The organism is Aurantiacibacter hainanensis (assembly GCF_036321025.1).
Taxonomy (GTDB): Bacteria; Pseudomonadota; Alphaproteobacteria; order Sphingomonadales; family Sphingomonadaceae; genus Alteraurantiacibacter; species Alteraurantiacibacter hainanensis.
In genome coordinates this window covers 1,439,583-1,461,260 of record NZ_JAZAPB010000001.1, presented here as the reverse complement: position 1 = coordinate 1,461,260, position 21,678 = coordinate 1,439,583, and the positions used below count along the sequence as shown (strand labels likewise).

Sequence of the window (21,678 nt, the reverse complement as noted above, 5' to 3'; positions counted from 1 at the left end):
GATGCTTCGCAAGACGGTTATCTCGCTGGCGGGATTTGCCGCCCTCGCCATGTCCCCCGCCCCGGCAATGGCGCAGGACGAGCCGGACATGACGGAGATCGCCCGGATGGGCGCGATGTTCGAAGTGGAACCGCTGACAGCGGAGCAGAAGAGCCGCCTGCCCATGGCGCAGCAGATCGTTTCGAAGATCATGCCCCCCGGCACGCTGGACGAGGTCATGGGCGGAGTGTTCGACGGGCTGCTCGGACCCGTCATGGAAATGGCCAATTCCGACACCGGTGCCGCGCTTTCCGGTGCGCTCGGCTATCAACCCGGTGAGCTTGGCCTCGACAACGCGGCCGCGACCGAGGTGCTGGCCATCGTCGATCCCGCCTGGCGCGAGCGCAACCGGGCGGTGACCGGGCTGACGCAATCCATGACGCGCGACATGATGACCCGCATGGAACCCATCATGCGCGAGGTGATGGCAGAACTCTACGCCATCCATTTCACCGAGCAGGAGCTCGTCGATATCGACGCCTTCTTCTCCACCGAGTCCGGCCTTGCCTATGCGCGGCAGTCCTACTCGATGGCGGCCGACCCGCGCATCATGGCTGCCCTGTTTGCCGAACCCGACGTGCTGTTCGGCCCGATGACGCAGATGCCGGCCATGCTGGAGCAGGCACTGGCCGACATTCCCGCCGTCCGCAGCTTCGCCGATCTGCCCAAGAGCGAACGGTCCAGGCTGACGGAACTGACGGGCCTGTCCGCGCAGGAACTGGAGCAGGGCATGCAGGCCGCCGCCGAAGCGCGGGAAAGCGGCATGTAGGTCAGCCCTGGCGACAAGACGCCAGATTCAACTAACCCGCGGCGAGAACATTCTTGCCGAAAACAAGGTGTTGTAAATTCCGGCTTGCACGGCCTGAACAATACTGGCCTTCTGGATGGACTTTCCGGGGGGACTGTTCATGGCGACGACTGCATCAGGGCAACCCGTATCCCTGGTTCTTACCCAAAGCATGCCGCTGCGATTTGCTACCCTGCTGCTGTTTTACTTCACCCAGGGCTTTCCTGTCGGACTGTTCTTCTACGCCATTCCGACCTGGATGGCCGCGAACGGCGTGGGCACCGTCGAAATCGCCTCCGTCGTCGGGATCGCCGCGCTTCCCTGGTCGCTCAAGCTCGTCAACGGGTTCCTCATCGATCGCTACACCTTCCTGCCGATGGGGCGGCGGCGGGTGTGGATCATCGGCGCGCAGGGGCTGATCGTCGTCGCACTCGTCGGCGGGGCGGTGCTTTATCCCTCGGCTCAGGACGTGCTGCTGCTGTCGGTGCTGGGCTTCGTGGCCAATGCCGCCGTCACGTTTCAGGACGTGGGGATAGACAGCCTGGCGGTGGACATCATGCCGGAGAAGGAGCGCGCCCAGGCGGGGGGCATCATGGGCGGTGCGCAGCTGGTGGGGATCGCCGCGACGACGGCGGTCGGCGGCTGGCTGCTCGCCGAATTCGGCATAGCGGTGTGCCTGCTGGTCGGCGCGGTCGTGCCGGGCCTGGTGATGCTGTTCGGTATCGCCATTCGTGAGCGCGAAGGCGAGAGACACCTGCCCTGGACGGCGGGCGAGAGCCACCCGCGTAATCTGAAGATCCAGGTGGAAGCCTGGGCACCGCTGCTGAAGAACTCGTTCTTCGCCGTGATCATGCCGCTCAGCCTGTTGCTGATCCCTGCGCTGTTCGTCCGCTCGCTTCCCTGGGGCGGGTTCGAGGCGTTCCATCCGGTGCTGTTCCAGGAAACGGGCGGCTGGGAACTGACCGAGTACACCAGCTTCATCTCGCTTCTGACATTCGTCAGCGGGGTGATGGGCATCCTCGTGGGCGGCTTCCTGACGGAAAAGGTGGGCGCGCAAAGGACGCTGGTCTTCGCGCTGATCATTGGCATCGTTGCCATGACGGCCATGGGCTTTGCCAGCGAGCATTGGGCGGATTCGCGCGTGCTGATCGGCTTCCAGGTCACCATGGACATGATGCAGATCTTCTACTTCATCGCGCAGATCACGTTGTCCATGCGCATGTGCAAGCCGGCCGTCGCGGCGACGCAGTTCACGATCTACATGGCGGTGGGGAACTTCGGTCGTCCGGCAGGGGCATGGCTTGCCGCGCAAACGGCCGGCGCGGGGACCCCGGAATGGTTCTACTGGTCGCTGGCCATCGCCTGGCTGCTGGTGCTGGGCATTGCCCTCAGCGTGAAATATCCCAGCGAGAACCGCGCGCAGCACCAGGTTGCCGAGGAACTGCCCCATGGCGAAGGGCCGCCCGCTCGCGTGAACTAGGCACGCCGCACGCGAAAGAGGCGCCGCGCGAGATGCACGGCGCCTCTCCATCAGGAGGTCCCGGGGCGGGTCGATGCCCGCGGGAGGTCCCGATCATGGGCTAGCTTGTTGTCGAACTGCCGGTCGTCGTCCTGCTGGAGCTCGTTTCCTCGCTCTGACGATCGGCCCGCATCTCGGTATCGCGGACGCGCAGGTTGTTCTGCACGTGGCCGATTCCCGAAACCTTGTGCACGCAGTCCTCGGCGCGGCGCTTTTCCCAGCGGGTGTTCACCTTGCCGTCTAGAGTAAGCTCTCCGTTCTTCACGGTGACCTCCATGTCGCTGGCGTCGACGCCGCGATCGCGGGTCAAGTGCTCACAGGCATCTTCCAGCATGCGTTCGTCGGATCGCTTGTAGTTGCTCGGCCCGCGTCCGCGATGGTCCTCGCCCCGCTCGTAGGCTTCGTACCGGCCGCGACCGTGCTCGCGCCGGTGATCCATCTCGCGGCGGCGCTCCGCCTCATCGTCGCCGAACCAGCTGGCGATCTCGTCGCCCGCCCGGTCGAAGAAGTCGCGGTCGCGATCGCGGTATTCGTCACGGTCACGGTTCCGTCCGCCGTAACGACCTTCATGCCGATCGCCCCGCGTCTCGAAATTGTCGGAACGCTGTCCATAGCGCTCGCCCCGGTCGCGGTCGTAGTCGCGATAGAAACCGCGCGACCGGTCGCGTCCGCCAAAGACCGACGAACGGCTCTGCTGTGAGCGGTAGCTGTCACGATCGTATTCGTTGAACGGATCGTACTCGCGCCCCCGGCGACCCTGGCCACGCTGGCGGTCGGACAGGCCGCGGCTCGCATCGTTGCGGCGAAAATCGTCGCGGTAACCGACCTCGTCGTAATCGCCTTGATAGCTTTCGCCCGCCTGGCCCTGGGGCTGGTAGAACTGTTCCTCCTGCCGGCCATAGTCGTCTTCGAAATATCCCGCCTGCTGGCCGCGATTGCGTCTGTTCTTGTCTGCCATGATGTTCTCTCTCCTCCTGCCATGTCGTTTCGTGATGGCCGGAGGCGAGGCAGGTCCCCGCCTCCGGCACGAGTTCCTCGAATCGCCGAGGACCCATGACAACAAAACGGTCGGCCGGGCGCGCGGTTGCGCCACTCGGCGCGGAAATCGGGCGACCCGGCCTGACTAAACAATTGTCATAAAAGCGAAAAGTTGGATGCGCGCGACGAGCGGAGCGGTTTGTGCGCCGCCGTGTGAGTCGTATTGTTGACGGGGACTGGCCAAGTCCCGCCCGCCACGGCAAGCATGAAGAACATTTCGCCCGAAGGATCGTTTTCCCCTCGCATGACCGACGCCGCCATCCCGCCCGAAATCGCCGACTGGTTCGCCGGCCGCGGGTGGCGCATCCGGCGCCATCAGCACGAGATGCTGGCGGCATCAGACGCGGGAAAGCACGCCATGCTCGTAGCCGATACCGGGGCGGGCAAGACCTTGGCCGGATTCCTGCCGACCCTTGCAGCCTTCTGCCCCTCGCGCATCGCGGAAGGTGCACGCCCCGATGGACTGCACACTCTCTATATCTCTCCGCTCAAGGCCCTGGCCCACGATGTGCAGCGCAACCTGCTGACGCCGGTGGAGGAGATGGGGCTGGACCTGCGGATCGAGACGCGAAGCGGCGATACCCCGTCAGACCGCAAGAAGCGGCAACGCAGCAAGCCGCCCAACGTGCTGCTGACCACGCCAGAGAGCCTGTCGCTGCTGCTCAGCTTCGAGGACAGCTTTACCCTGTTCGCGGGTCTGAAGCGTGTGGTGGTGGACGAAATCCACGCCTTCGCCACCCAGAAGCGCGGAGATCTGCTGGCGCTGGCACTTTCCCGCCTGCAGGCCATCGCGCCCGACATGCAGCGCGCCGCGCTGTCGGCCACGGTCGCCGATCCGGAAGGCTATCGGGCATGGATCGCGCCCTGGGGCGATATCGATGCGGTGGAACTCGTGCAGGGCGAAGCGGGTGCGGAGCCGGAGGTGGAAATTCTCCTGCCCGTAGAGGAGCGGGTGCCGTGGGGCGGGCATGCGGCCACGTGGTCCATCCCTCAGCTCTATGAGCGTATCCGCCAGAACAAGACCACTCTGGTATTCACCAACACCCGGTTCCTCGCGGAATACATCTTCCAGAACCTGTGGGATGCCAACGAGGACAACCTGCCCATCGGCATCCACCACGGCTCGCTTTCGAAGGAGGCGCGGCGCAAGGTCGAAGGAGCCATGGCGCGCGGCGAACTGCGCGCGCTGGTGTGCACGGCCAGCCTCGACCTGGGGGTCGACTGGGGCGACATCGACATGGTGGTGCAGATGGGCGCGCCCAAGGGCTCGAGCCGCCTGCTGCAGAGGATCGGGCGCGCCAACCACCGGCTCGACCAGCCCAGCCGCGCCTTGCTGGTGCCGGGCAACCGCTTCGAGTTTCTCGAGGCGACAGCGGCCATGCAGGCGGTGGAGGAAGGCCAGCGCGACGGGGAGGATTTTCGCCCCGGCGGGCTGGACGTTCTTGCCCAGCACGTGATGGCCTGCGCCTGCGCCGGGCCGTTCCGGGAGGAGGAACTGCTGGCGGAAATCCGCTCGTGCTGGCCCTATGCCATGATCGATGCGGAGGCTTTTTCGCGGGTGCTGGAGTTCGTCGCGACGGGCGGATACGCGTTGAAAGCCTACGACAAGTTCAAGCGGATCACACGCGATCGCGACGGTGTCTGGCGTCTCAGCCACCCGGAGCAGGCCTATCGCCACCGCATGAATGCGGGGATCATCGTCGATTCCGAAATGCTGGAGGTGCGCTTCTGCAACGGGCGATCGCTGGGAAAGGTGGAGGAACGCTTTGCCGCTTCGCTGCGCCCCGGCGATACCTTCCAGTTTGCCGGGGTGAATCTGGAAGTCGAGCAGCTCAAGGACATGGAGCTGATCGTGCGCGCCAGTTCGAAGGCGGCGATGATACCCAGCTATGGCGGCCTTCGCCTGCCGTTGACCACCCACCTTGCCGACAGGGTCCGTGCCATGCTGACCGACCGGGCGGGATGGGCGCGCTTTCCAGATGACGTGCGCGAATGGCTGGAAGTGCAGGACTGGCGCAGTCACCTGCCGGGGCCGGACAACCTGCTGGTAGAAAGCTTCCCCCATGCGAAGCGGTACTACACCGTCTATTATACTTTCACCGGCTGGAACGCGAACCAGTCGCTGGGCATGCTGATCACCGCGCGGATGGAGGCGATGGGCCTGATGCCCGGGGGCTTCGTGGCGAACGACTATTCGCTCGCGGTGTGGGGTCTGAGACCGGTGGAAGACCCCCGCCCGCTGCTCTCGCCCGACATCCTGACCGAGGAGTTCATCGATTGGGTGCAGGACTCGCACCTGCTTCGCCGCGCCTTCCGAGAAGTTGCGGTGATTGGCGGCCTGGTCGAACGTCAGCATCCTGGAAAGCGCAAGACCGGGCGGCAGGTCACCTTCAGCACCGACCTGATCTACGACGTGCTGCGCAAGTACGAGCCCGATCACGTGCTGATCGAGGCCGCCTGGGCCGACGCCCGCGCGCGCATGACCGACATCGGACGGCTGGGCGACCTTCTCGATACCGCTGCAGAGCGGCTCGACCACGTCACGCTCGACCGGGTAAGCCCGCTCGCCGTGCCGGTGATGGTGATGATCGGTCGCGAAGCCGTGCCGCAGGGGGCGCAGGACGACGAATTGCTGCTGGAGGCGGAAACGCTGGCAGGCGCGGCCATGCGCGTGGACGGCTTGCCGGAGGGGTTGGGGGAGGCTTGATGGCCGCCGAGCCCATGATCGCAAGAGCGAGCGTCGCTACTATCGCGACCAACGTCTAGTCGGCCTGCGAAAGCAGTCCGGGTAGCGACCGTTGAAGGGAATACCGCGGGAACTTAGTCCGCATCGAATTCCCGGTATCGCTCGTTGCCGACAAAGGTGAACTTGTCGAGCTTCGCGTCGGCTACGGCGTTGATCACGTGGACGCTTGCCTCGTAGCTGGCCTCGGCGTCGGGTTCGAAGCGGATCAGCGGCATTTCGGGTTGGGCGGCGGCGCTGGCGAGGCGTGCGTTCAGCTGCTCGCTCGAGACTGCTTCGCCGTTCCACAGCACCGTGCCGCTCCGCTGGACGACGAGCGACACGCTCTCGTAATCCGTTATCGGTCCTTTTCCGGGTCCCGGCAGGTCCACGTCGAGCCGGTGGGCGGCGATGGGGATGGAGAGGATGAGCATCACCAGAAGGACGAGCAGGACATCGATCAGCGGCGTGATGTTGAGCTCGCTCATCGGCTGCGGCGTGGTGTTGAAGCTGCGATCGAGCATTCTTGAACGAATTGCCATGGCTTCCTCCGATTGTGTAACAACATAACATCACACAATCGTATCTCGGTCAAGTTGCCCGGATGGACAGGCGGTAACTGCCCCTCTGGCGAAATGAGACGGACAAAAAAAGGGGCGGATCGCTCCGCCCCTTTTTCGCATTGCTTGAAAGCGCAATCGCCCGAGGCGATTATTCCTTGCCGAACGAGCGATACTTCTCGTTGCCGACGAAGCCGAACTTGGTCACGCCGCTGGCTTTGATGATGTTGAGCACCTTGGCCGACAGGTCGTAGCTGGCGTTGGCTTCGGGCTCGAACTGCAGTTCCGGCTCGACCGCATAGGTCAGCGATTGCTGCAGGTTGCCCACCAGTTCGCCCTGGCTGATCGGTTCGGCGTTCCACAGGATCTCGCCAGTGGGCGTCAGCACGATCTTGTTCTTGACCGGATCGACTTCCGGGGTGTCCGGGTTGTTGGTGGGCGAAGGCAGGTCGATATTGACCGCGTGCGTCGCCACCGGGATGGTAATGATGAACATGATGAGGAGCACGAGCAGGACGTCGATCAACGGCGTCATGTTCATGTCCATCATCGGCTCGCCATCATCGCTGCCGCCTGACATTGCCATGGTAGCTTACTCCTTAGATTACTCGTCCGCGCCGATCAGTTGGGGTCGACGGGGTTGGAAATGAACCCGACGGTGGGATAGCCCGCCGCCTGGACGTTGAAGATCGTGCCCGCGACGCAGCGCCACGGGGCGTTCACGTCACCGCGGATGTGAACCTGCGGGATCAGCTCGGGCTGCTGCATGATCGCTTCCGGGCCGCCAGCGCGCTGAACGATGGTGTCGAGGCGCTCGAACGCGCGGTCGTACAGCTCGCCGGAGTCGACCAGCGTGGTGTTGTTGAGGAAGATGCGGCACTCGCCTTCACGCGTCGCGCCGGTGAAGGCGGTGTTGAGCGTGCTGGGGGTGCGCCCGGTCTCGTCGGTCGTCGTCACGGTGATCAGCAGGTTTTCTACCTTGTCATCCGATTCGGTCGAGGCGAACACCGGGATCTCGAGCTCTTCGACCGTCTGGATGGCAACCGGAACCGCGATCAGGAAGATGATCAGCAGCACCAGCATGACGTCCACCAGCGGCGTGGTGTTGATGTCCGACATCGGCGTTTCGCCGGCGCCATCTCCCATCGCTATGGCCATGTCTCTAGTCCTATCTCAGGTTACTTGAATTCTGGCGGCGGGCGCTCGCATGCGAAAACGCCCGCCGGATCGGTATATCGACCGCTTAACGCTTCGGCGCGTTGGGCGAGGTCGAGGTGGCCGTTGCACCCGGCTTGGTGGTGGCGGGCTTGGTGGCCGAGGTCGACTTGGTCGCGGTCGGGGCCAGAGCCGGCTTCACGGCACCGTTGGAGGTGATGTTGGCCTGCAGGTCGGTCGAGAAGCCCGAAAGCATCGCGGAGATCTTGCGGTTGCGGCTCATCAGGTAGTTGTAGGCGAACACCGCGGGCACGGCCACGAGCAGACCGATGGCGGTCATGATCAGGGCCTCACCCACCGGGCCGGCAACCTTGTCGATCGAGGCCGAGCCTTCGATGCCGATGTTGATCAGTGCGCGGTAGATGCCGATCACGGTGCCGAGCAGGCCGACGAACGGAGCGGTAGCACCCACGGTGGCGAGGAACGGCAGGCCGCCGTTCAGCTTGGCCATGATGGCGCTTTCCGAACGGGCGAGCGTGCCGTGCAGCCAGTCATGCGATTCCAGGGTGTCGTGCATCTTCTCGGATTCGTCGCCGGCACGGATGCCGTCGTCGACGAGCTGACGCCATGCGCTGTTCTTGTCGAACTTGGTGGCGCCTTCCTTGATCGAACCGGCACGCCAGAAAGCGGTACGGTTGGTGCGGTATTCCTTCATCACCTTGTTCTGTTCAAAGATCTTGGTGAACAGGATGTAGAACGAACCGACCGACTGAATGACCAGCACGGCGAGGATCGACCAGGCGACGGGGCCGCCCTGTTCCATGGCTTCCATGAAGCCGAACTCGTTGACCGGAGCTTCCCCGGCCGCGGCAAGAATTTCGATAAGCATGCGTTTGTGTCCTCTTCCTAGAGAAAATCTGTTCGATCAGTTGATCTGGTAAACGATGTTGGTCGACCAGCTGCCCGTAGTCGGGCGACCGGCGTCATCCAGCGCCGGGTTGAACCTGGCGTAGCGCTCCATGTCGTCACACGCGGCCTGGTCCAGAATGGGGTCGGCAGAACGGGTGACACGGCAGCCCGAGACCCGTCCGTCCGCGCTGACGGTAACGCTTACACCGACCGTACCCTCGATTTCGCGACGCAGGGCGCGCGACGGATAGTTTTCGATGATGCGGCGCTGCCAGCGGGCCTGGCCGTCGGGCGATGCCGGACGTGCCTGCGAAGGCGGCGGCGGCGGCGGTGCCGGAGGCGGCGCAGCCGGTGCCGGAGGCGGAATCCTCAGCGCCGGGGGTGCCGGCGGCGGGATGTTCGTCTGCGTGCGGATCGGCGGCGGTGCCGGCGAAATGTTCATTGGCGGCGGCGGCGCGACTGGCGGCGGCGGCGCAGTTTCGGGTTCGGGCGGGGGTGGCGGTGGCTCTTCCTCCGGCTCCGGTTCCGGCTCCTCGATATCCACTGTGGTCACGCGCTCTATCACTTCCTTCGCCGCCGAAATGGCGAGTCCGGAAATGAGCAGGTAGCCCACTGCAACGTGGATGAGGGCAACGATGACAATCGAAACTATTCGACTGCCGCTCATCTCTTGGTCAGCGTAAGCCATCCAGTCCCTTCACTCCGTTTTACGTCCGGCCGGATCGAAAATCCGGCCCTCCTGAGACAACCCGGGATTTTCCCGGAATGCCCCGCATGATTTTGTTGGTCTATCGCATGATACCTTGTGACATCTACGCAACACAACCAGAATTGTGCCCATAACGCCACAGCGAGAAAATTTCTATCATTCTCCCGGACAGACTTGGGCGGCTCTTAACGGGCTGAAAGGGATGGGGCAAACCCTTTGTTGATTAAGTCGGGATTCAGCACGGCAAAGCTGTGCTGGTGCGAGGAGCGGACCCGAAGGGCGCTGTTGCGCATTGTCTGAAGGCGCCGCCGCAAGCATAAGGACCGCCATGCAAACGCATTTTCTTCCTCGTACCGCCCGCGCGGTGATAGCCTCCGCCATGGCCTTTTCGCTGGCGGCCTGCGCCAGTTCCGGCCCTGCCCTCTCTCAGGACAGGCCGGTCGCGGAACTGCCTCCTTCGCAGGCACCGACCTATGCCGACCTGGTCACCATGGCGATGGAAGCGGATACAGTGGCCATCGTCAGCGTCGCCGAGCAGATTTCCTATCCGCCGGAACGTGCGCCCGACGTGCCGCCTTCGCGCGTGCGCCTGTACGTGGAAGCGCAGACCGAAGCGCTGCTGGCAGCGCCGCAGGGCGTGGGCGAACAGCTGACCTACGTGGTCGATCAGCCCCGCCTGGCCGATGGCGATGCGCCCGATCTGGAAGACAAGCGATTCCTGCTGTTCGGCGACCTTTCCCGCACCCAGCCGGGGGCGATCCAGTTGCTTTCGTCCGATTCGATGCTGCCTGCGGGCCCCGATATCGAGGCGCGCGTTCGCCGCGTGCTGACGCAGCTTGCATCCAGCGATGTGCCGCCGGTGATCACCGGTTTGCGCGACGTCATCTCGGTCCCCGGCAACCTGGCGGGCGAATCGGAGACGCAGATGTTCGTTGAGACCGAGACCGGTGCGCCGGTTTCTCTTTCGGTGATTCGCCGCCCTGGCATGACCCCCGAATGGGGCGTGTCCCTTGGCGAGCTGGTCGATGCTTCGGCAACTCCGCCCGAGCCCCGATCGCTGGCATGGTACCGTTTCGCCTGTTTCCTGCCGCGCGAACTGCCAGACGATTCCTTCCTTCAGCGCGACCGTGCATCGCAAGACCAGGCGCGCGAGGACTACGCCTTCATCCTTGACCAGCTCGGGCCCTGCGAGCGGCGCTTTACCTAGGCAAAGCACGACTGGTCTGGCCAACGGCCCTCGCCTTGCCTAACGCCTGCTGCCGCGACTGACGGACGGGGATATTCATGGCAGACACCTTGCGAATTGCACTGGCCGGGCTCGGCACCGTGGGGGCGGGCGTCCTGCGCCTGCTGGAAGAAAACGGCGACCTGATCGCGCGCCGCGCCGGGAAGGCTATCGAGGTCGTGGCCGTATCGGCGCGCGAACGCGCGAAGGATCGCGGCGTCGATCTGTCTCCCTTCGCCTGGGAAGACGACATGACCGCCTTCGCCGCACGCGACGACGTGGACGTGGTGGTGGAGCTGGTCGGCGGATCGGACGGCCCCGCCCTGGCCCTGGCGCGAAAGGCACTCGGCAGCGGCAAGGGCCTGGTCACGGCGAACAAGGCGATGGTGGCGCATCACGGACTGGAACTCGCCCGGCTGGCCGAGGAGCACAGCGTTCCGTTGCGTTACGAGGCCGCGGTGGCGGGTGGCATCCCCGTGATCAAGGGGCTGGCCGAAGGCGCTGCCGCCAATCGGATCGAGCGCATCTACGGCATCCTCAACGGCACCTGCAATTACATCCTTTCCGAAATGGAGACGACCGGCAGGGACTTTTCCGAGGTGCTCGCCGATGCCCAGGCGCTCGGCTATGCCGAAGCCGATCCGACTTTCGATATCGAAGGCGTGGATGCGGCGCACAAGCTCTCCATCCTGGCCAGTAATGCCTATGGCACGCAGCTGGATTTCGACGCCGTGGACACCAGCGGCATCAGCAGCATTCGCGCCGCCGACATCGCGCAGGCGCGTGCGCTCGGCTACGTCATCAGGCTGATCGGCCTGTCCGATTGCACGGATTCGGACGGCGAGCGTCACCTGTTCCAGCGCGTCGCGCCCTACCTGATCCCGGTCCGCCACCCACTGGCCTCGGTCGACGGTCCGACCAATGCCGTGGTGGCCGAAGGCAACCACGTGGGCCGCCTGCTGTTCGAAGGCGCGGGCGCGGGCGATGGTCCCACGGCCAGCGCGGTGGTGGCCGACCTGATCGATATCGCCCGCGGCACCACAATGGCGCCGTTCTCGCAGCCGGTGGCCTCGCTGACCGCCAGCACGCCCGCCGATCCGGGCAATCGCCGCAACCGCGCCTACGTTCGCTTCATCGTCGCCGATCGTCCCGGCGTCCTGGCCGAAATCACCGCCGCCATGCGCGATGCCGGCGTCTCCATCGAGAGCATGATGCAGCACGGCCGACCTGAGGAAGCCGATGGCGAGCCGGTGCTGGTCGCCATAGTGACCCACGAGGGACCCGAAAGCGCCGTCACCAAGGCTCTCGACCTGCTCGACGGGTCGCCAAGCCTGGTGGAAGAGCCGCTGGTGATGCGCCTGATCGGCTAGCCGTCTTCGGAAAGATCGATCGGCTCGCGCTCACCCGTGAGTTCGGTCTTCTCGGCCTCATCCACGGGAACGGCGCTTACCGCCGCCGCCTCCGCCGCGCTCAGCGGTTCGGGAAATGCAGTGGTGTCGATCAGCGGGGGATAGGGCGGAACGTAGCCCATGCGGATGCAGCTCGGCGGCCCGAGGCCGAGCATCCAGCAAGGCGGATCGGTAAGGCCGGGCACGTGCCGCCTGTCCGACTGCACGGGGCGCGGCAGGGGTGACATGTAGCGCTCCGACTGCGGAAGTTCGCGGCAGACCACGATTGCCCCGTCCTCGCGGACTTCTTCCTCGCACAATTCGGGTTCGGTGAGCGGTACGGGCTCGTCGTCATCGACGACTGCGTTCGAGTCGACCGGCCCATAGGCCTGCTGGGCCTGGGCGCCTGACGCCAGGGCAGCTGTTGCAAAAAACAGGGCAAGCTGCCTCGACAATGTCATCCCCCCGACCTAAGCGCGAAGCCGACATTCAGATGGGAGCCTGAATTACCAATGAATTCCAAGAAGACCTCCTCCGAAAGCGTGCTCGACCGAGTGCTTGTGCTGGAACTGGTCCGCGTGACGGAGGCCGCCGCCGTTGCCGCCTCCGACCTTGTCGGACGCGGGGACGAGAAGGCCGCCGACGCCGCCGCGGTGGAGGCGATGCGCACCAGCTTCGACACGCTCTACATCGACGGCACAGTGGTGATCGGCGAAGGCGAGCGCGACGAGGCGCCCATGCTCTACATCGGCGAGAAAGTGGGCGGCGCGCCGGGCAAGGGGCCCAAGATCGACATCGCCCTCGATCCGCTGGAAGGCACCACCATCACTGCCAAGGCAGGGCCCAACGCGCTGGCCGTGCTGGCGGCGGCGGAAGAAGGCTGCCTGCTCAACGCGCCCGACGTCTACATGGACAAGATCGCGGTCGGCCCCGGCTATCCCGAGGACGTGATCAGCCTCGACAAGAGCGTGACCGAGAATGTCGAGGCCGTCGCCAAGGCCAAGGGCGTGGAGCCCAGGGACATCATCGTGTGCGTGCTCGATCGCCCGCGCCATGCCGATCTGATCGCCGAGCTGCGCGGAATTGGCTGCGGCGTGGTGCTGATCGGCGATGGCGATGTCGCAGGCGTGATCGCCACGACCGACCAGGACACCACCATCGACATGTACATGGGCAGCGGCGGCGCGCCCGAAGGCGTGCTGGCGGCAGCCGCGCTGCGCTGTGTCGGCGGGCAGTTCAACGGTCGCCTGCTGTTCCGCAACGACGACGAACGCCGCCGCGCGGCGAAGTGGGGGATCGAGGATCTCGACCGCATCTACAAGCTGCACGACCTTGCGAAGGGCGACTGCATCTTCGCTGCAACGGGCGTGACCGATGGCTCGCTGCTAAGCGGCGTGAAGCGCATCAAGCGGCCGAACGGCGAACGGATCATGACAACGGAGAGCGTGGTGATGCGCGCCAGCAGCGGAACGGTTCGCTGGGTGCGGGGCGAACACCGCATCTGATCGCTGGTGGGTGGGCCGTGACCGCTGGCGCTCCGGCTACTTGTGCACCAGGCGCGCTGCGCGTTCCGCCAGCCTTTCCACGGCGGCGGCATGGATGCCCGGCGCGCTGGCCAGCAGGCCGAACGCGCGCGGATCGCGCTTGTTGTAGGCAAGAGGCTTGCCGAAGGCATCGGTGACGCTGGCTCCCGCCTCGCGCGCGATCAGGGCCGCGGCGGCGATATCCCACTCGTAGCCCCAGCGAAGGGTGGCGACGAGGTCGGCCCTGTCGTCCGCCACCATGGCCACGCGCAAGGCGATGGAATTGGGCTGCTCCACTTTCGTGAGGTCGGCATCGTCCTTCGGCAGGTCGTGCGCCGGCACCCGCGCCCCCGGAAATTGCGTCCGCGTGCTGGCCTTCAACCGGCCCCCGTTGAGCCAGGCACCCTTGCCCGCAACGGCAGACCACACTTCCTCGCGCGCCGGGGCCACCAGCGTACCGAGCAGCGGCTTGCCGGCGGATATCAGCGCAACCGAAATCGCCCACCCGCGCCGCCCGCGTATGTAGTCGCGCGTGCCGTCGATCGGGTCGACCAGCCAGATCAGTCCTTTCTCCAGGCGGTGATCGCTGTCGGCGGTTTCCTCCGACAGCCATCCGGCAGCGGGCAGCAGCGCGCCCAGTTCGCGGCGGAGAAAGGTATCGACCTCCAGGTCCGCTTCGCAGACGGGGCTGCCGGGAGATTTTTCCCAGCTTTCAAGCGCCTGCCCGTCGGGATTACCCTCGCCCGGCCACTTGCGAAGCGCCATATGGCCCGCCTCGCGGCAAATCTGTTCAAGTCTCATGCTGTCGATCATCGATGAAAAGGCATTTGCGACGCGGCGGAACCGATTGCAAGCGTCGCGCGATGATGCTTTAGCGCCCGCGAAAACCAATCCCGCGACTCCCCCGTTTCAAGGAAATGAAGGTCCGCCCATGAACATCCACGAATACCAGGCCAAGGAACTGCTCGCCAAATTCGGCATCGGCGTGCCGACCGGCTATCCGGCGATGACTGCCGAGGAAGCCGTCGAGGGTGCGAAGAAGCTCCCCGGGCCGCTTTACGTGGTGAAGGCGCAGATCCACGCCGGTGGCCGTGGCAAGGGCAAGTTCTCGGAACTTCCCGCCGACGCCAAGGGCGGCGTGCGCCTGGCAAACAGCATCGAGGATGTCGAGAAGGACGCGAAGGACATGCTCGGCAACACGCTCGTCACCGTGCAGACGGGTGACGAGGGCAAGCAGGTGAACCGTCTCTACGTCACCGACGGCGTCGATATCGCCAAGGAATACTACCTGTCGATGGTCGTGGATCGCGAGACCAGCCGCGTGGCCATGATCGTTTCCACCGAAGGCGGCATGGATATCGAGGACGTGGCGCACGAGACGCCCGAGAAGATCACGACGATCACCATTGATCCGGCCACCGGCTTCATGCCGCACCACGGCCGCGCCGTGGCTTTCGCGCTGAAGCTGGAAGGCCAGCTCGCCAAGGAAGCCCAGAAGCTTTCGAAGAAGCTCTACGAGGCCTTCACCACGCTCGACTGCTCGATGCTGGAGATCAACCCGCTGGTCGAGACCAAGGATGGCCAGCTGCTGGTGCTGGATACCAAGATGAGCTTCGATTCCAACGCGCTCTATCGCCACCCCGACGTGGAAGAGATGCGCGACGAGACCGAGGAAGACCCGATGGAGGTCGAGGCCTCGAAGCACGATCTCGCCTACATCAAGCTCGACGGCAACATCGGCTGCATGGTGAACGGCGCGGGCCTTGCCATGGCGACGATGGACATCATCAAGCTGAACGGCGCCTTCCCGGCCAACTTCCTCGACGTGGGCGGCGGTGCCAACAAGGAAAAGGTGACTGCCGCTTTCAAGATCATCCTGTCGGATCCGGCGGTGGAAGGCATTCTGGTCAACATCTTCGGCGGCATCATGAAGTGCGACATCATCGCCGACGGCATCGTCGCGGCAGCGAAGGAAGTGAACCTTTCCGTGCCGCTGGTGGTGCGCCTGGAAGGCACGAACGTGCAGAAGGGCAAGGATATCCTCGCCAATTCCGGCCTGCCGATCATCCCCGCCGACGACCTTGGCGATGCGGCCAAGAAGATCGTGGCGCAGGTGAAGGAAGCCGCCTGAGAGCTCTGACCGGCGAGGCTACTTCTTCTCGCCGGTCACCGCCTCTTGCGCCTGCTCGCCGGCCTTCTCGGCCGCCTCGCGGGCGGCATCGCCGGCATCTTTCGCCTGCTCCTTCACGGAGTCCATCGTCTCCTCGTCCACCACGCCGTCGGTGGCCTCGGTATCGCTGACGCCCCCGTCCCAGTAGTCGAATCCCAGGCCCAGCGCGAGCAGGCTGGCCGCAAGCGCGGCGATCATCAGCACGCCATCGCGCATCAGCACCGCGAGGCCGAAGGCGGCGATGGCGAGCATGGGCACGCTACTGGCAAAGGGCAGCACTTCGAGGAGCGGGACAGTCAGGCACAGCAGGATGACCATGCCCGCCGCGATCTGCGCGAAGGGCGCGCGGGTCATCAATTTCAGTCGCCGGTGCAAGTGCCGGTCCATGAAGCGGGCGAGCGAACGCAGCTTGTCGGCGGACATTTCCAGCTTCTCTGCCGAAACGCAGCGATTACCGATGATGCCGGGCAGCCACAGGGCGCGGCGCCCCAGCATCTTCTGGGCCGCGACGAGGATGACGATTGTCGCGAGGAAGGTCGGCACACCCGGTATCGCGCCCACCGGCGTTATTTCCAGCAAGGCCGGCACCATGATCGCGGGGCCGAAGGTGCGCGTGCCGAATGCCCCCATCACCTGGGCCACCGACACCTCGTCATTGTCTTGGGCAAGTTCCTCGAGACAGTCGAGGATATCGCCTACGCTATGCGGCGTCGTGGCCATTCAGGTTTTCTCCCGCTGGCTACAGAACGCCTCGACAGGAAGGCGGTTTCTCAACCGGTGCGCGTGAACCGGAAAATCAGTTCGCTGCTGGTCCCGTCCGACTGGCCCATGCGAACCGCGGCCAGCAGGCCGTCGTCGCCGTCACAGCGCAGCGTCAGGCCGCGGAAGTAGGCGGCGCATTCATCCATCTCGACCAGCCGGAAAGTCAGCATCTCGTCGCGCTCCTCCCACCCGGTAAGATCGCCGTTGAAGTGCTTCAGCCGCAGGACGACGGTGCCTTCTTCCTCCATCAGGTAGAGATGCTCGGTGAACTGGATCCCGCCCGCGGCGTCGGCCTGCACGAAGGTGCCGACCATGGTGGTGCCCACCGCGGGCAGCCAGCTTTCCATCGCCGGATTGCCGCCGATCCCTTCGCCGGACCACTGACCCACCAGCCAGTCCATGTCGGCAATCGTCGCGGGGGGAGGCGCCTGGTCGGCAGGCGCCGTGCGGGTCTCTTGCGCAGCTAGCGGGCTCGCCACCAGCATTGTCGCAATCGCAAGCCAGAAACGCATAGCCAAAGTCCGCTTTCGTTCGTTGGAGGGAGACGCTACCCGGCGTGCTGTTGGGCGTAAAGCAATTAGGCCTCTGCTTGACGTATACGTCAAGCTGTTTACATAAGCGGCAGAAATTCGAATCCGAAAGAGAGGACAGACAATGAAAATCCTCGTGCCCGTGAAGCGGGTGATCGATTACAACGTGAAGCCTCGCGTGAAGAGCGATGGTTCGGGCGTGGACCTGGCCAACGTGAAGATGAGCATGAACCCGTTCGACGAGATCGCCGTCGAGGAGGCCCTGAGGCTGAAGGAAGCGGGCAAGGCCGAAGAAGTGGTCGCCGTGTCCATCGGCCCGGCCAAGGCGCAGGAAACGCTGCGCACCGCCCTCGCCATGGGTGCCGACCGCGCGATCCTGGTGGAGACCGACGAGCAGGTCGAACCGCTCGCCGTCGCCAAGATCCTGAAGGCGATTGCCGAAGAGGAAGAGCCGGGCATCGTGATGCTGGGCAAGCAGGCCATCGACGACGACAGCAACCAGACCGGCCAGATGCTCGCCGCGCTGATGGGGCGCCCGCAGGGCACTTTCGCCAGCAAGGTGGAGATCGACGGCGAGTCCGTATCCGTCACGCGCGAGGTGGACGGCGGCCTGGAAACGGTGAAGCTGACGCTGCCAGCCATCGTCACCACCGACCTGCGCCTCAACGAGCCGCGCTATGCTTCCCTGCCCAACATCATGAAGGCGAAGAAGAAGCCGCTCGATAGCAAGACGCCCGCTGACTACGGCGTCGACGTGGCTCCGCGCCTGACCACCACCAACGTGTCCGAGCCTCCGGTCCGCCAGGCAGGCGAGATCGTCGAGGATGTCGACGCGCTGGTCGCCAAGCTCAAGTCCATGGGAGTTGCCTAATGACAGCCCTCGTAATTGCAGAACCGCATGGCGACACGATCGCCGATGCCACCCTTTCCGCCGTCACCGCCGCAAAGAAGCTGGATGATGACGTGCATGTCTTCGTCGCGGGCTCCCAGGGAGTGGCCGATGCGGCCGCGAAGATCGCGGGCGTATCGAAAGTGCTGCACGCCGGTGACGATGCCTATGCCCACATGCTGGCCGAAAACGTCGCGCCGCTGATCGCAGGGCTCATGGACGGCTACGACGCCGTGCTGGCTCCTGCTACCACGACCGGCAAGAACGTGATGCCGCGCGTCGCCGCACTGCTCGACGTGATGCAGGTGTCCGACATCATCTCGGTCGAAGGGCCCAGGACCTTCACCCGGCCGATCTATGCCGGCAACGCCATCGCCACGGTGGAATCGAGCGATCCCAAGCTCGTCATCACGGTACGCACCACCGCCTTCGACAAGGCCGAGGCCGAGGGTGGTAGCGCCAACGTCGAAGCCGCGAGCGGACCCGGCGATGCCGGTCTTTCGCAGTTCGTGAAGCTGGACGCGGTGGAAAGCGAACGTCCCGAACTCACCAGCGCGGGCATCGTCGTTTCCGGCGGCCGGGCGCTGAAGGACGCCGAGACGTTCGAGCAGTACATCACGCCGCTGGCCGACAAGCTGGGTGCCGCCATCGGTGCATCGCGCGCTGCGGTGGATGCCGGCTACGTGCCCAACGACTACCAGGTCGGCCAGACCGGCAAGATCGTGGCCCCAGAGGTCTACATCGCCATCGGCATTTCCGGCGCGATCCAGCACCTTGCCGGCATGAAGGATTCCAAGGTGATCGTCGCGATCAACAAGGATCCCGATGCGCCGATCTTCCAGGTCGCCGACCTGGGCCTCGTCGCAGACCTCTACAACGCCGTGCCGGAACTGACCGAAAAGCTCTGATCCGGCATTGTGGACAAAGTCATTGAAGCGCTCCTCCCCGGCGGGTAAATATCCGCCGGGGAGGAGTTTTCGTTATGGGCATTCGCAATCTGGCACTGGCTGTGGCGACAATGGCAAGCGCGGCAGCAGTCCCGTCCTACGCACAGGACGCGGAACCACGCATCTTTGCCATGCAGGATTCATGGACGCTTGACGCGGGCGACGACTATTGCCGCCTTGCCGCAAGCTTCACCGATGGCGACGACGAGATCGGCTTCGCCCTGGAGCGCAACCGGGCGGAAAATTTCGCTCGCCTGATCCTGATCGGCGAACCCCTGACCACCTACCGCGGCACCGAGGCGCTGGGCTATTCCTACATGCCCAATGGAACTCAGCGGCGCGCGATGTTCCTTCGCTCCGAGACGGACGAGGGTCTGCCCTATTTCAACCTCGGCAATGTCATTTTCGGACCGGATCCCTTTGCTCGCCCGGCAGCACAGGCCGCCGCCGCTCCGCCTGCATCTCCTCCCCCCGCAGGCGCCTTTGTCGTGCCGCCTTACGACCGCCAGGCCGAAAGGGAATTCGCGGCCGGCATCGATGGCATCGCAATCGTGGATGGGCTTCGCCAACCGGTCCAGCTGGACACGGGGAACATGGAAGCGCCGATAGAGGCGCTGCAAGCCTGCACCGATGACCTGCTGCGCGTCTGGGGCCTGGATTTCGAGAAGCATCGCAGCATGACCCGCCGTGCCAGCCCGGTCGGCAATGCCTGGGAATGGCTTGCGACGGGAACGATAGGCTTCGGCGACTTCCGCCTGTTGGGCGGAGGGGCGAATCCCGTCCGCGTCATGGTCGATGCCCAGGGACAGCCCACGGCGTGCGAGGTGCACTGGCCCTCCCTGTCGGAGCGAACGAACCGGCGCATCTGCAGCCAGATCATGGAGAACGGCGAATTCACGCCTGCCCTCGATGCCGATGGCGAGGCCATGGCCAGCTACTGGATGGTGGACCCGATCTTCGGATTGGTGCGCCCGTTCGGCAGCTAGGCTATTCGCCAGCCTGCGGTGGACGTCGCAGCAGCATGGCCTGCGACCCGTCCGGCAATTCGGCCTCGCGCATCGGGCGGAAGCCCAGCTTCTCCGCCAGCTTCAAAGAAGGGTGATTGCCGAGCACGATCAAGCATACCAGTTCGCCCGCGAACGCGCTGTCCCACCATTCGAGAATGGCGCGCATTGCTTCCCCGGCGTAGCCCTTGCCGATGCTGTCTTTTCGAATGATCCACCCCGCTTCGGGGCGATTGTCGAAGTCCTCTCCCAACCCGCGCAGCGAGTGGAAGATGCCGCAATTGCCCAGCAGGGAGCCGTCGCCCCCGCGCCTTCGCACCATGAACATGCCATAGCCGTAGAGAAGCCATGACCCGGCGTTGCGCGTGAAACGCATGAAGTGGTCGGGCATGGGCGCCTGCCCGCCCAGGAAGCGGGCCGTGTTCTCATCGGAAACGATCTCGTACAGCGGTTGCAGGTCTTCCACCTGCGGCATCCACAGTTCCAGCCGCGGCGTCAGCAGGCGAGGTTCCAGCGGTGGCTCGCCACTGACCGGTGGCATCACAAGACCTGCGTCAGGAAGTGGATGGTCACACCCACCAGCCCGCCCACCAGCGTCCCGTTGATACGGATGAATTGCAGGTCGCGGCCGACGGCATTCTCGATCCGCCCGGTCACGGTGCTGGCATCCCAGCTCTTCACGGTGTGCGAAACCAATCCCACGATCTGCTCGCCGTAGCGATTGACCACGCCCACCAGCGTGCGCCGGGCAAAGCGGTTCACCTGCAATTGCAGTGCCGGATCCTGCCGCAGCGTCTCGCCCAGTTCGGCCAGCGAATGGCCGACTTCGCCGCCCATCGCCTTGTCGGGATTGCGAATCGCCTCGATCAGCGAGCGGCGCAGCCGTTCCCACACGCCCATCCACCAGTCCGCCACGGCGGGATTGGCCAGCAGCTCGTTCTTCATCCGCTCCACCTTTGCGCGGGTTTCGGGGTCATGCTGCAAGTCGTGCGCCAGCTTTTCCAGCCCCTGCTGCACCTTGCCGCGCAGCGGATGATTGGGATCGACCAGGATTTCCGCCAGCAGCCGGTAGAGACCGTCGAGTACGGAATTGGCCAGGCGGCCGTCCAGTCCCGTCCAGCGAATGACAGCGTTGGCGCGCTCCTGCACCATGGTGCGCACCATTTCCTCGTTGTCCTCCAGCGTCAGTCCCGCCCAGCGGATCAGCCCGTCCATCAAGGGCTTGTGCCGTCCGTCGGCGATCGCGGCTTCCAGCATGCGGCCCAGCAGGGGGGAGACATCGAGCTTCTCCGCCTGCCGCGCGAGGCCCGCCTTGACCTGCAGTCCCAGCCTGTCGGGATCGAGCGATTCTAGCAGTTCCACGAACATCTGCGCCGCGCCTGCGCGCAGCCGTCCCTCGGCCGTGTCGCCCCGCTTCACCAGGAAGTCACCCGCCGCCTTCGCCACGTTCATGTCGCGCATGCGCCGCGCCACCACCACGGGCGTGAGGAAATTCGAGCGCAGGAACTGCGCCATCGTATCGGCGATGCGATCCTTATTTTCCGGGATGATCGCGGTGTGCGGGATGGGAATGCCGAGCGGGTGGCGGAACAGCGCCGTCACCGCGAACCAGTCGGCCAGGCCGCCCACCATCGCCGCTTCGGCAAAGGCGTGGACGTAGCCCCAGGCCGGATGCACCGTGAGCATGTTGTGCGCGAGCAGGAAGACGGCGGCCATCGCCACCAGCAGCAGCGTTGCGGTGATGCGCATGCGGCGCGCACGGTCGGGCGGCAGGGGAGCGCCGCCCTGCATCGTCAGGCTTC

General features: G+C 64.9%; 22 protein-coding genes. 10 read left to right on the top strand and 12 right to left on the bottom strand.

The window, feature by feature from the left end:
• Window position 1 precedes the first annotated feature (1 nt).
• Both AAA989_RS07365 and AAA989_RS07360 read left to right on the top strand, forming a co-directional pair.
• On the top strand, window positions 2-808 hold the full coding sequence (locus AAA989_RS07365) for a DUF2059 domain-containing protein (protein WP_338242135.1): 807 nt from the start codon (window positions 2-4) through the stop codon (window positions 806-808).
• Window positions 809-947: 139 nt separating this feature from the next.
• Window positions 948-2,306 (top strand): MFS transporter, encoded by a 1,359-nt coding sequence (locus AAA989_RS07360; RefSeq protein ID WP_338242134.1) that lies wholly within the window; start codon window positions 948-950, stop codon window positions 2,304-2,306.
• A gap of 100 nt (window positions 2,307-2,406) precedes the next feature.
• Here the strand turns inward: AAA989_RS07360 and AAA989_RS07355 are convergent, their stop codons facing one another.
• Complete coding sequence (locus AAA989_RS07355) at window positions 2,407-3,303, bottom strand: BON domain-containing protein (protein ID WP_338242132.1); 897 nt, start codon at window positions 3,301-3,303, stop codon at window positions 2,407-2,409.
• A 324-nt stretch (window positions 3,304-3,627) separates the two neighbouring features.
• Between AAA989_RS07355 and AAA989_RS07350 the strand changes: the two genes are divergently transcribed.
• On the top strand, window positions 3,628-6,090 hold the full coding sequence (locus AAA989_RS07350) for a ligase-associated DNA damage response DEXH box helicase (RefSeq protein ID WP_338242131.1): 2,463 nt from the start codon (window positions 3,628-3,630) through the stop codon (window positions 6,088-6,090).
• A 113-nt stretch (window positions 6,091-6,203) separates the two neighbouring features.
• Here the strand turns inward: AAA989_RS07350 and AAA989_RS07345 are convergent, their stop codons facing one another.
• From AAA989_RS07345 to AAA989_RS07325, 5 genes are all read right to left on the bottom strand, one after another.
• Window positions 6,204-6,647 (bottom strand): ExbD/TolR family protein, encoded by a 444-nt coding sequence (locus AAA989_RS07345; protein WP_338242130.1) that lies wholly within the window; start codon window positions 6,645-6,647, stop codon window positions 6,204-6,206.
• A 169-nt stretch (window positions 6,648-6,816) separates the two neighbouring features.
• Window positions 6,817-7,251 (bottom strand): ExbD/TolR family protein, encoded by a 435-nt coding sequence (locus AAA989_RS07340; RefSeq protein ID WP_338242129.1) that lies wholly within the window; start codon window positions 7,249-7,251, stop codon window positions 6,817-6,819.
• Between the two features lie 35 nt (window positions 7,252-7,286).
• Entirely contained in the window at window positions 7,287-7,823 is a 537-nt protein-coding gene (locus AAA989_RS07335) for an ExbD/TolR family protein (protein WP_338242128.1), read from the bottom strand.
• Between the two features lie 85 nt (window positions 7,824-7,908).
• Window positions 7,909-8,709 carry a MotA/TolQ/ExbB proton channel family protein gene (locus AAA989_RS07330; RefSeq protein ID WP_338242127.1) on the bottom strand — a complete coding sequence of 267 codons (801 nt, stop codon included), beginning with the start codon at window positions 8,707-8,709 and terminating at the stop codon, window positions 7,909-7,911.
• A gap of 36 nt (window positions 8,710-8,745) precedes the next feature.
• Window positions 8,746-9,396: an energy transducer TonB gene (locus AAA989_RS07325; RefSeq protein WP_338242126.1), complete on the bottom strand. Its 651-nt coding sequence runs from the start codon at window positions 9,394-9,396 to the stop codon at window positions 8,746-8,748.
• A 370-nt stretch (window positions 9,397-9,766) separates the two neighbouring features.
• On the opposite strand from AAA989_RS07325, the gene AAA989_RS07320 reads away from it, so the two are divergent.
• On the top strand, window positions 9,767-10,645 hold the full coding sequence (locus AAA989_RS07320; protein WP_338242125.1) for a hypothetical protein: 879 nt from the start codon (window positions 9,767-9,769) through the stop codon (window positions 10,643-10,645).
• 77 nt (window positions 10,646-10,722) lie between these two features.
• Window positions 10,723-12,033, top strand: a complete 1,311-nt coding sequence (locus AAA989_RS07315; protein ID WP_338242124.1) for a homoserine dehydrogenase — start codon at window positions 10,723-10,725, stop codon at window positions 12,031-12,033.
• Here AAA989_RS07315 and AAA989_RS07310 read toward each other — a convergent pair.
• A complete protein-coding gene (locus tag AAA989_RS07310) occupies window positions 12,030-12,512 on the bottom strand; it encodes a hypothetical protein (RefSeq protein ID WP_338242123.1) in 483 nt (160 codons plus the stop codon). The genes AAA989_RS07315 and AAA989_RS07310 overlap by 4 nt on opposite strands.
• 51 nt (window positions 12,513-12,563) lie before the next feature.
• Between AAA989_RS07310 and glpX the strand changes: the two genes are divergently transcribed.
• A complete protein-coding gene (gene glpX / locus AAA989_RS07305) occupies window positions 12,564-13,556 on the top strand; it encodes a class II fructose-bisphosphatase (RefSeq protein ID WP_338242122.1) in 993 nt (330 codons plus the stop codon).
• Window positions 13,557-13,592: 36 nt separating this feature from the next.
• Here the strand turns inward: glpX and AAA989_RS07300 are convergent, their stop codons facing one another.
• Complete coding sequence (locus AAA989_RS07300; RefSeq protein WP_338242121.1) at window positions 13,593-14,387, bottom strand: 3'(2'),5'-bisphosphate nucleotidase CysQ; 795 nt, start codon at window positions 14,385-14,387, stop codon at window positions 13,593-13,595.
• 118 nt (window positions 14,388-14,505) lie between these two features.
• Between AAA989_RS07300 and sucC the strand changes: the two genes are divergently transcribed.
• Entirely contained in the window at window positions 14,506-15,705 is a 1,200-nt protein-coding gene (sucC, locus tag AAA989_RS07295) for an ADP-forming succinate--CoA ligase subunit beta (RefSeq protein WP_338242120.1), read from the top strand.
• Between the two features lie 18 nt (window positions 15,706-15,723).
• Here the strand turns inward: sucC and AAA989_RS07290 are convergent, their stop codons facing one another.
• Both AAA989_RS07290 and AAA989_RS07285 read right to left on the bottom strand, forming a co-directional pair.
• Window positions 15,724-16,464, bottom strand: coding sequence for an exopolysaccharide biosynthesis protein (locus AAA989_RS07290; protein WP_338242119.1), 741 nt, complete (start codon window positions 16,462-16,464; stop codon window positions 15,724-15,726).
• A 50-nt stretch (window positions 16,465-16,514) separates the two neighbouring features.
• Window positions 16,515-17,018: a DUF6265 family protein gene (locus AAA989_RS07285; RefSeq protein ID WP_338242118.1), complete on the bottom strand. Its 504-nt coding sequence runs from the start codon at window positions 17,016-17,018 to the stop codon at window positions 16,515-16,517.
• 142 nt (window positions 17,019-17,160) lie between these two features.
• On the opposite strand from AAA989_RS07285, the gene AAA989_RS07280 reads away from it, so the two are divergent.
• The 3 genes from AAA989_RS07280 (at window position 17,161) to AAA989_RS07270 (ending at window position 19,858) form a co-directional block, all read left to right on the top strand.
• Window positions 17,161-17,907 carry an electron transfer flavoprotein subunit beta/FixA family protein gene (locus AAA989_RS07280; protein ID WP_338242117.1) on the top strand — a complete coding sequence of 249 codons (747 nt, stop codon included), beginning with the start codon at window positions 17,161-17,163 and terminating at the stop codon, window positions 17,905-17,907.
• Window positions 17,907-18,833, top strand: a complete 927-nt coding sequence (locus tag AAA989_RS07275; RefSeq protein WP_338242116.1) for an electron transfer flavoprotein subunit alpha/FixB family protein — start codon at window positions 17,907-17,909, stop codon at window positions 18,831-18,833. The genes AAA989_RS07280 and AAA989_RS07275 overlap by 1 nt, the downstream gene beginning before the upstream one ends.
• 74 nt (window positions 18,834-18,907) lie before the next feature.
• Window positions 18,908-19,858 (top strand): hypothetical protein, encoded by a 951-nt coding sequence (locus tag AAA989_RS07270; RefSeq protein WP_338242115.1) that lies wholly within the window; start codon window positions 18,908-18,910, stop codon window positions 19,856-19,858.
• Between the two features lies 1 nt (window position 19,859).
• On the opposite strand, the gene AAA989_RS07265 is transcribed toward AAA989_RS07270, so the two are convergent.
• A complete protein-coding gene (locus AAA989_RS07265; RefSeq protein WP_338242114.1) occupies window positions 19,860-20,417 on the bottom strand; it encodes a GNAT family N-acetyltransferase in 558 nt (185 codons plus the stop codon).
• Complete coding sequence (locus AAA989_RS07260; RefSeq protein ID WP_338242113.1) at window positions 20,417-21,667, bottom strand: DUF445 domain-containing protein; 1,251 nt, start codon at window positions 21,665-21,667, stop codon at window positions 20,417-20,419. Before AAA989_RS07260 ends, AAA989_RS07265 begins: the two co-directional genes overlap by 1 nt.
• Window positions 21,668-21,678 lie beyond the last annotated feature (11 nt).

Coding starts and splice junctions, on each gene's coding strand:
- AAA989_RS07365 (WP_338242135.1), top strand. CDS start 2: ATGCTTCGCAAGACGGTTATCTCGCTGGCGGGATTTGCCGCCCTCGCC.
- AAA989_RS07360 (WP_338242134.1), top strand. CDS start 948: ATGGCGACGACTGCATCAGGGCAACCCGTATCCCTGGTTCTTACCCAA.
- AAA989_RS07355 (WP_338242132.1), bottom strand. CDS start 3,303: ATGGCAGACAAGAACAGACGCAATCGCGGCCAGCAGGCGGGATATTTC.
- AAA989_RS07350 (WP_338242131.1), top strand. CDS start 3,628: ATGACCGACGCCGCCATCCCGCCCGAAATCGCCGACTGGTTCGCCGGC.
- AAA989_RS07345 (WP_338242130.1), bottom strand. CDS start 6,647: ATGGCAATTCGTTCAAGAATGCTCGATCGCAGCTTCAACACCACGCCG.
- AAA989_RS07340 (WP_338242129.1), bottom strand. CDS start 7,251: ATGGCAATGTCAGGCGGCAGCGATGATGGCGAGCCGATGATGGACATG.
- AAA989_RS07335 (WP_338242128.1), bottom strand. CDS start 7,823: ATGGCCATAGCGATGGGAGATGGCGCCGGCGAAACGCCGATGTCGGAC.
- AAA989_RS07330 (WP_338242127.1), bottom strand. CDS start 8,709: ATGCTTATCGAAATTCTTGCCGCGGCCGGGGAAGCTCCGGTCAACGAG.
- AAA989_RS07325 (WP_338242126.1), bottom strand. CDS start 9,396: ATGAGCGGCAGTCGAATAGTTTCGATTGTCATCGTTGCCCTCATCCAC.
- AAA989_RS07320 (WP_338242125.1), top strand. CDS start 9,767: ATGCAAACGCATTTTCTTCCTCGTACCGCCCGCGCGGTGATAGCCTCC.
- AAA989_RS07315 (WP_338242124.1), top strand. CDS start 10,723: ATGGCAGACACCTTGCGAATTGCACTGGCCGGGCTCGGCACCGTGGGG.
- AAA989_RS07310 (WP_338242123.1), bottom strand. CDS start 12,512: ATGACATTGTCGAGGCAGCTTGCCCTGTTTTTTGCAACAGCTGCCCTG.
- glpX (WP_338242122.1), top strand. CDS start 12,564: ATGAATTCCAAGAAGACCTCCTCCGAAAGCGTGCTCGACCGAGTGCTT.
- AAA989_RS07300 (WP_338242121.1), bottom strand. CDS start 14,387: ATGATCGACAGCATGAGACTTGAACAGATTTGCCGCGAGGCGGGCCAT.
- sucC (WP_338242120.1), top strand. CDS start 14,506: ATGAACATCCACGAATACCAGGCCAAGGAACTGCTCGCCAAATTCGGC.
- AAA989_RS07290 (WP_338242119.1), bottom strand. CDS start 16,464: ATGGCCACGACGCCGCATAGCGTAGGCGATATCCTCGACTGTCTCGAG.
- AAA989_RS07285 (WP_338242118.1), bottom strand. CDS start 17,018: ATGCGTTTCTGGCTTGCGATTGCGACAATGCTGGTGGCGAGCCCGCTA.
- AAA989_RS07280 (WP_338242117.1), top strand. CDS start 17,161: ATGAAAATCCTCGTGCCCGTGAAGCGGGTGATCGATTACAACGTGAAG.
- AAA989_RS07275 (WP_338242116.1), top strand. CDS start 17,907: ATGACAGCCCTCGTAATTGCAGAACCGCATGGCGACACGATCGCCGAT.
- AAA989_RS07270 (WP_338242115.1), top strand. CDS start 18,908: ATGGGCATTCGCAATCTGGCACTGGCTGTGGCGACAATGGCAAGCGCG.
- AAA989_RS07265 (WP_338242114.1), bottom strand. CDS start 20,417: ATGCCACCGGTCAGTGGCGAGCCACCGCTGGAACCTCGCCTGCTGACG.
- AAA989_RS07260 (WP_338242113.1), bottom strand. CDS start 21,667: ATGCAGGGCGGCGCTCCCCTGCCGCCCGACCGTGCGCGCCGCATGCGC.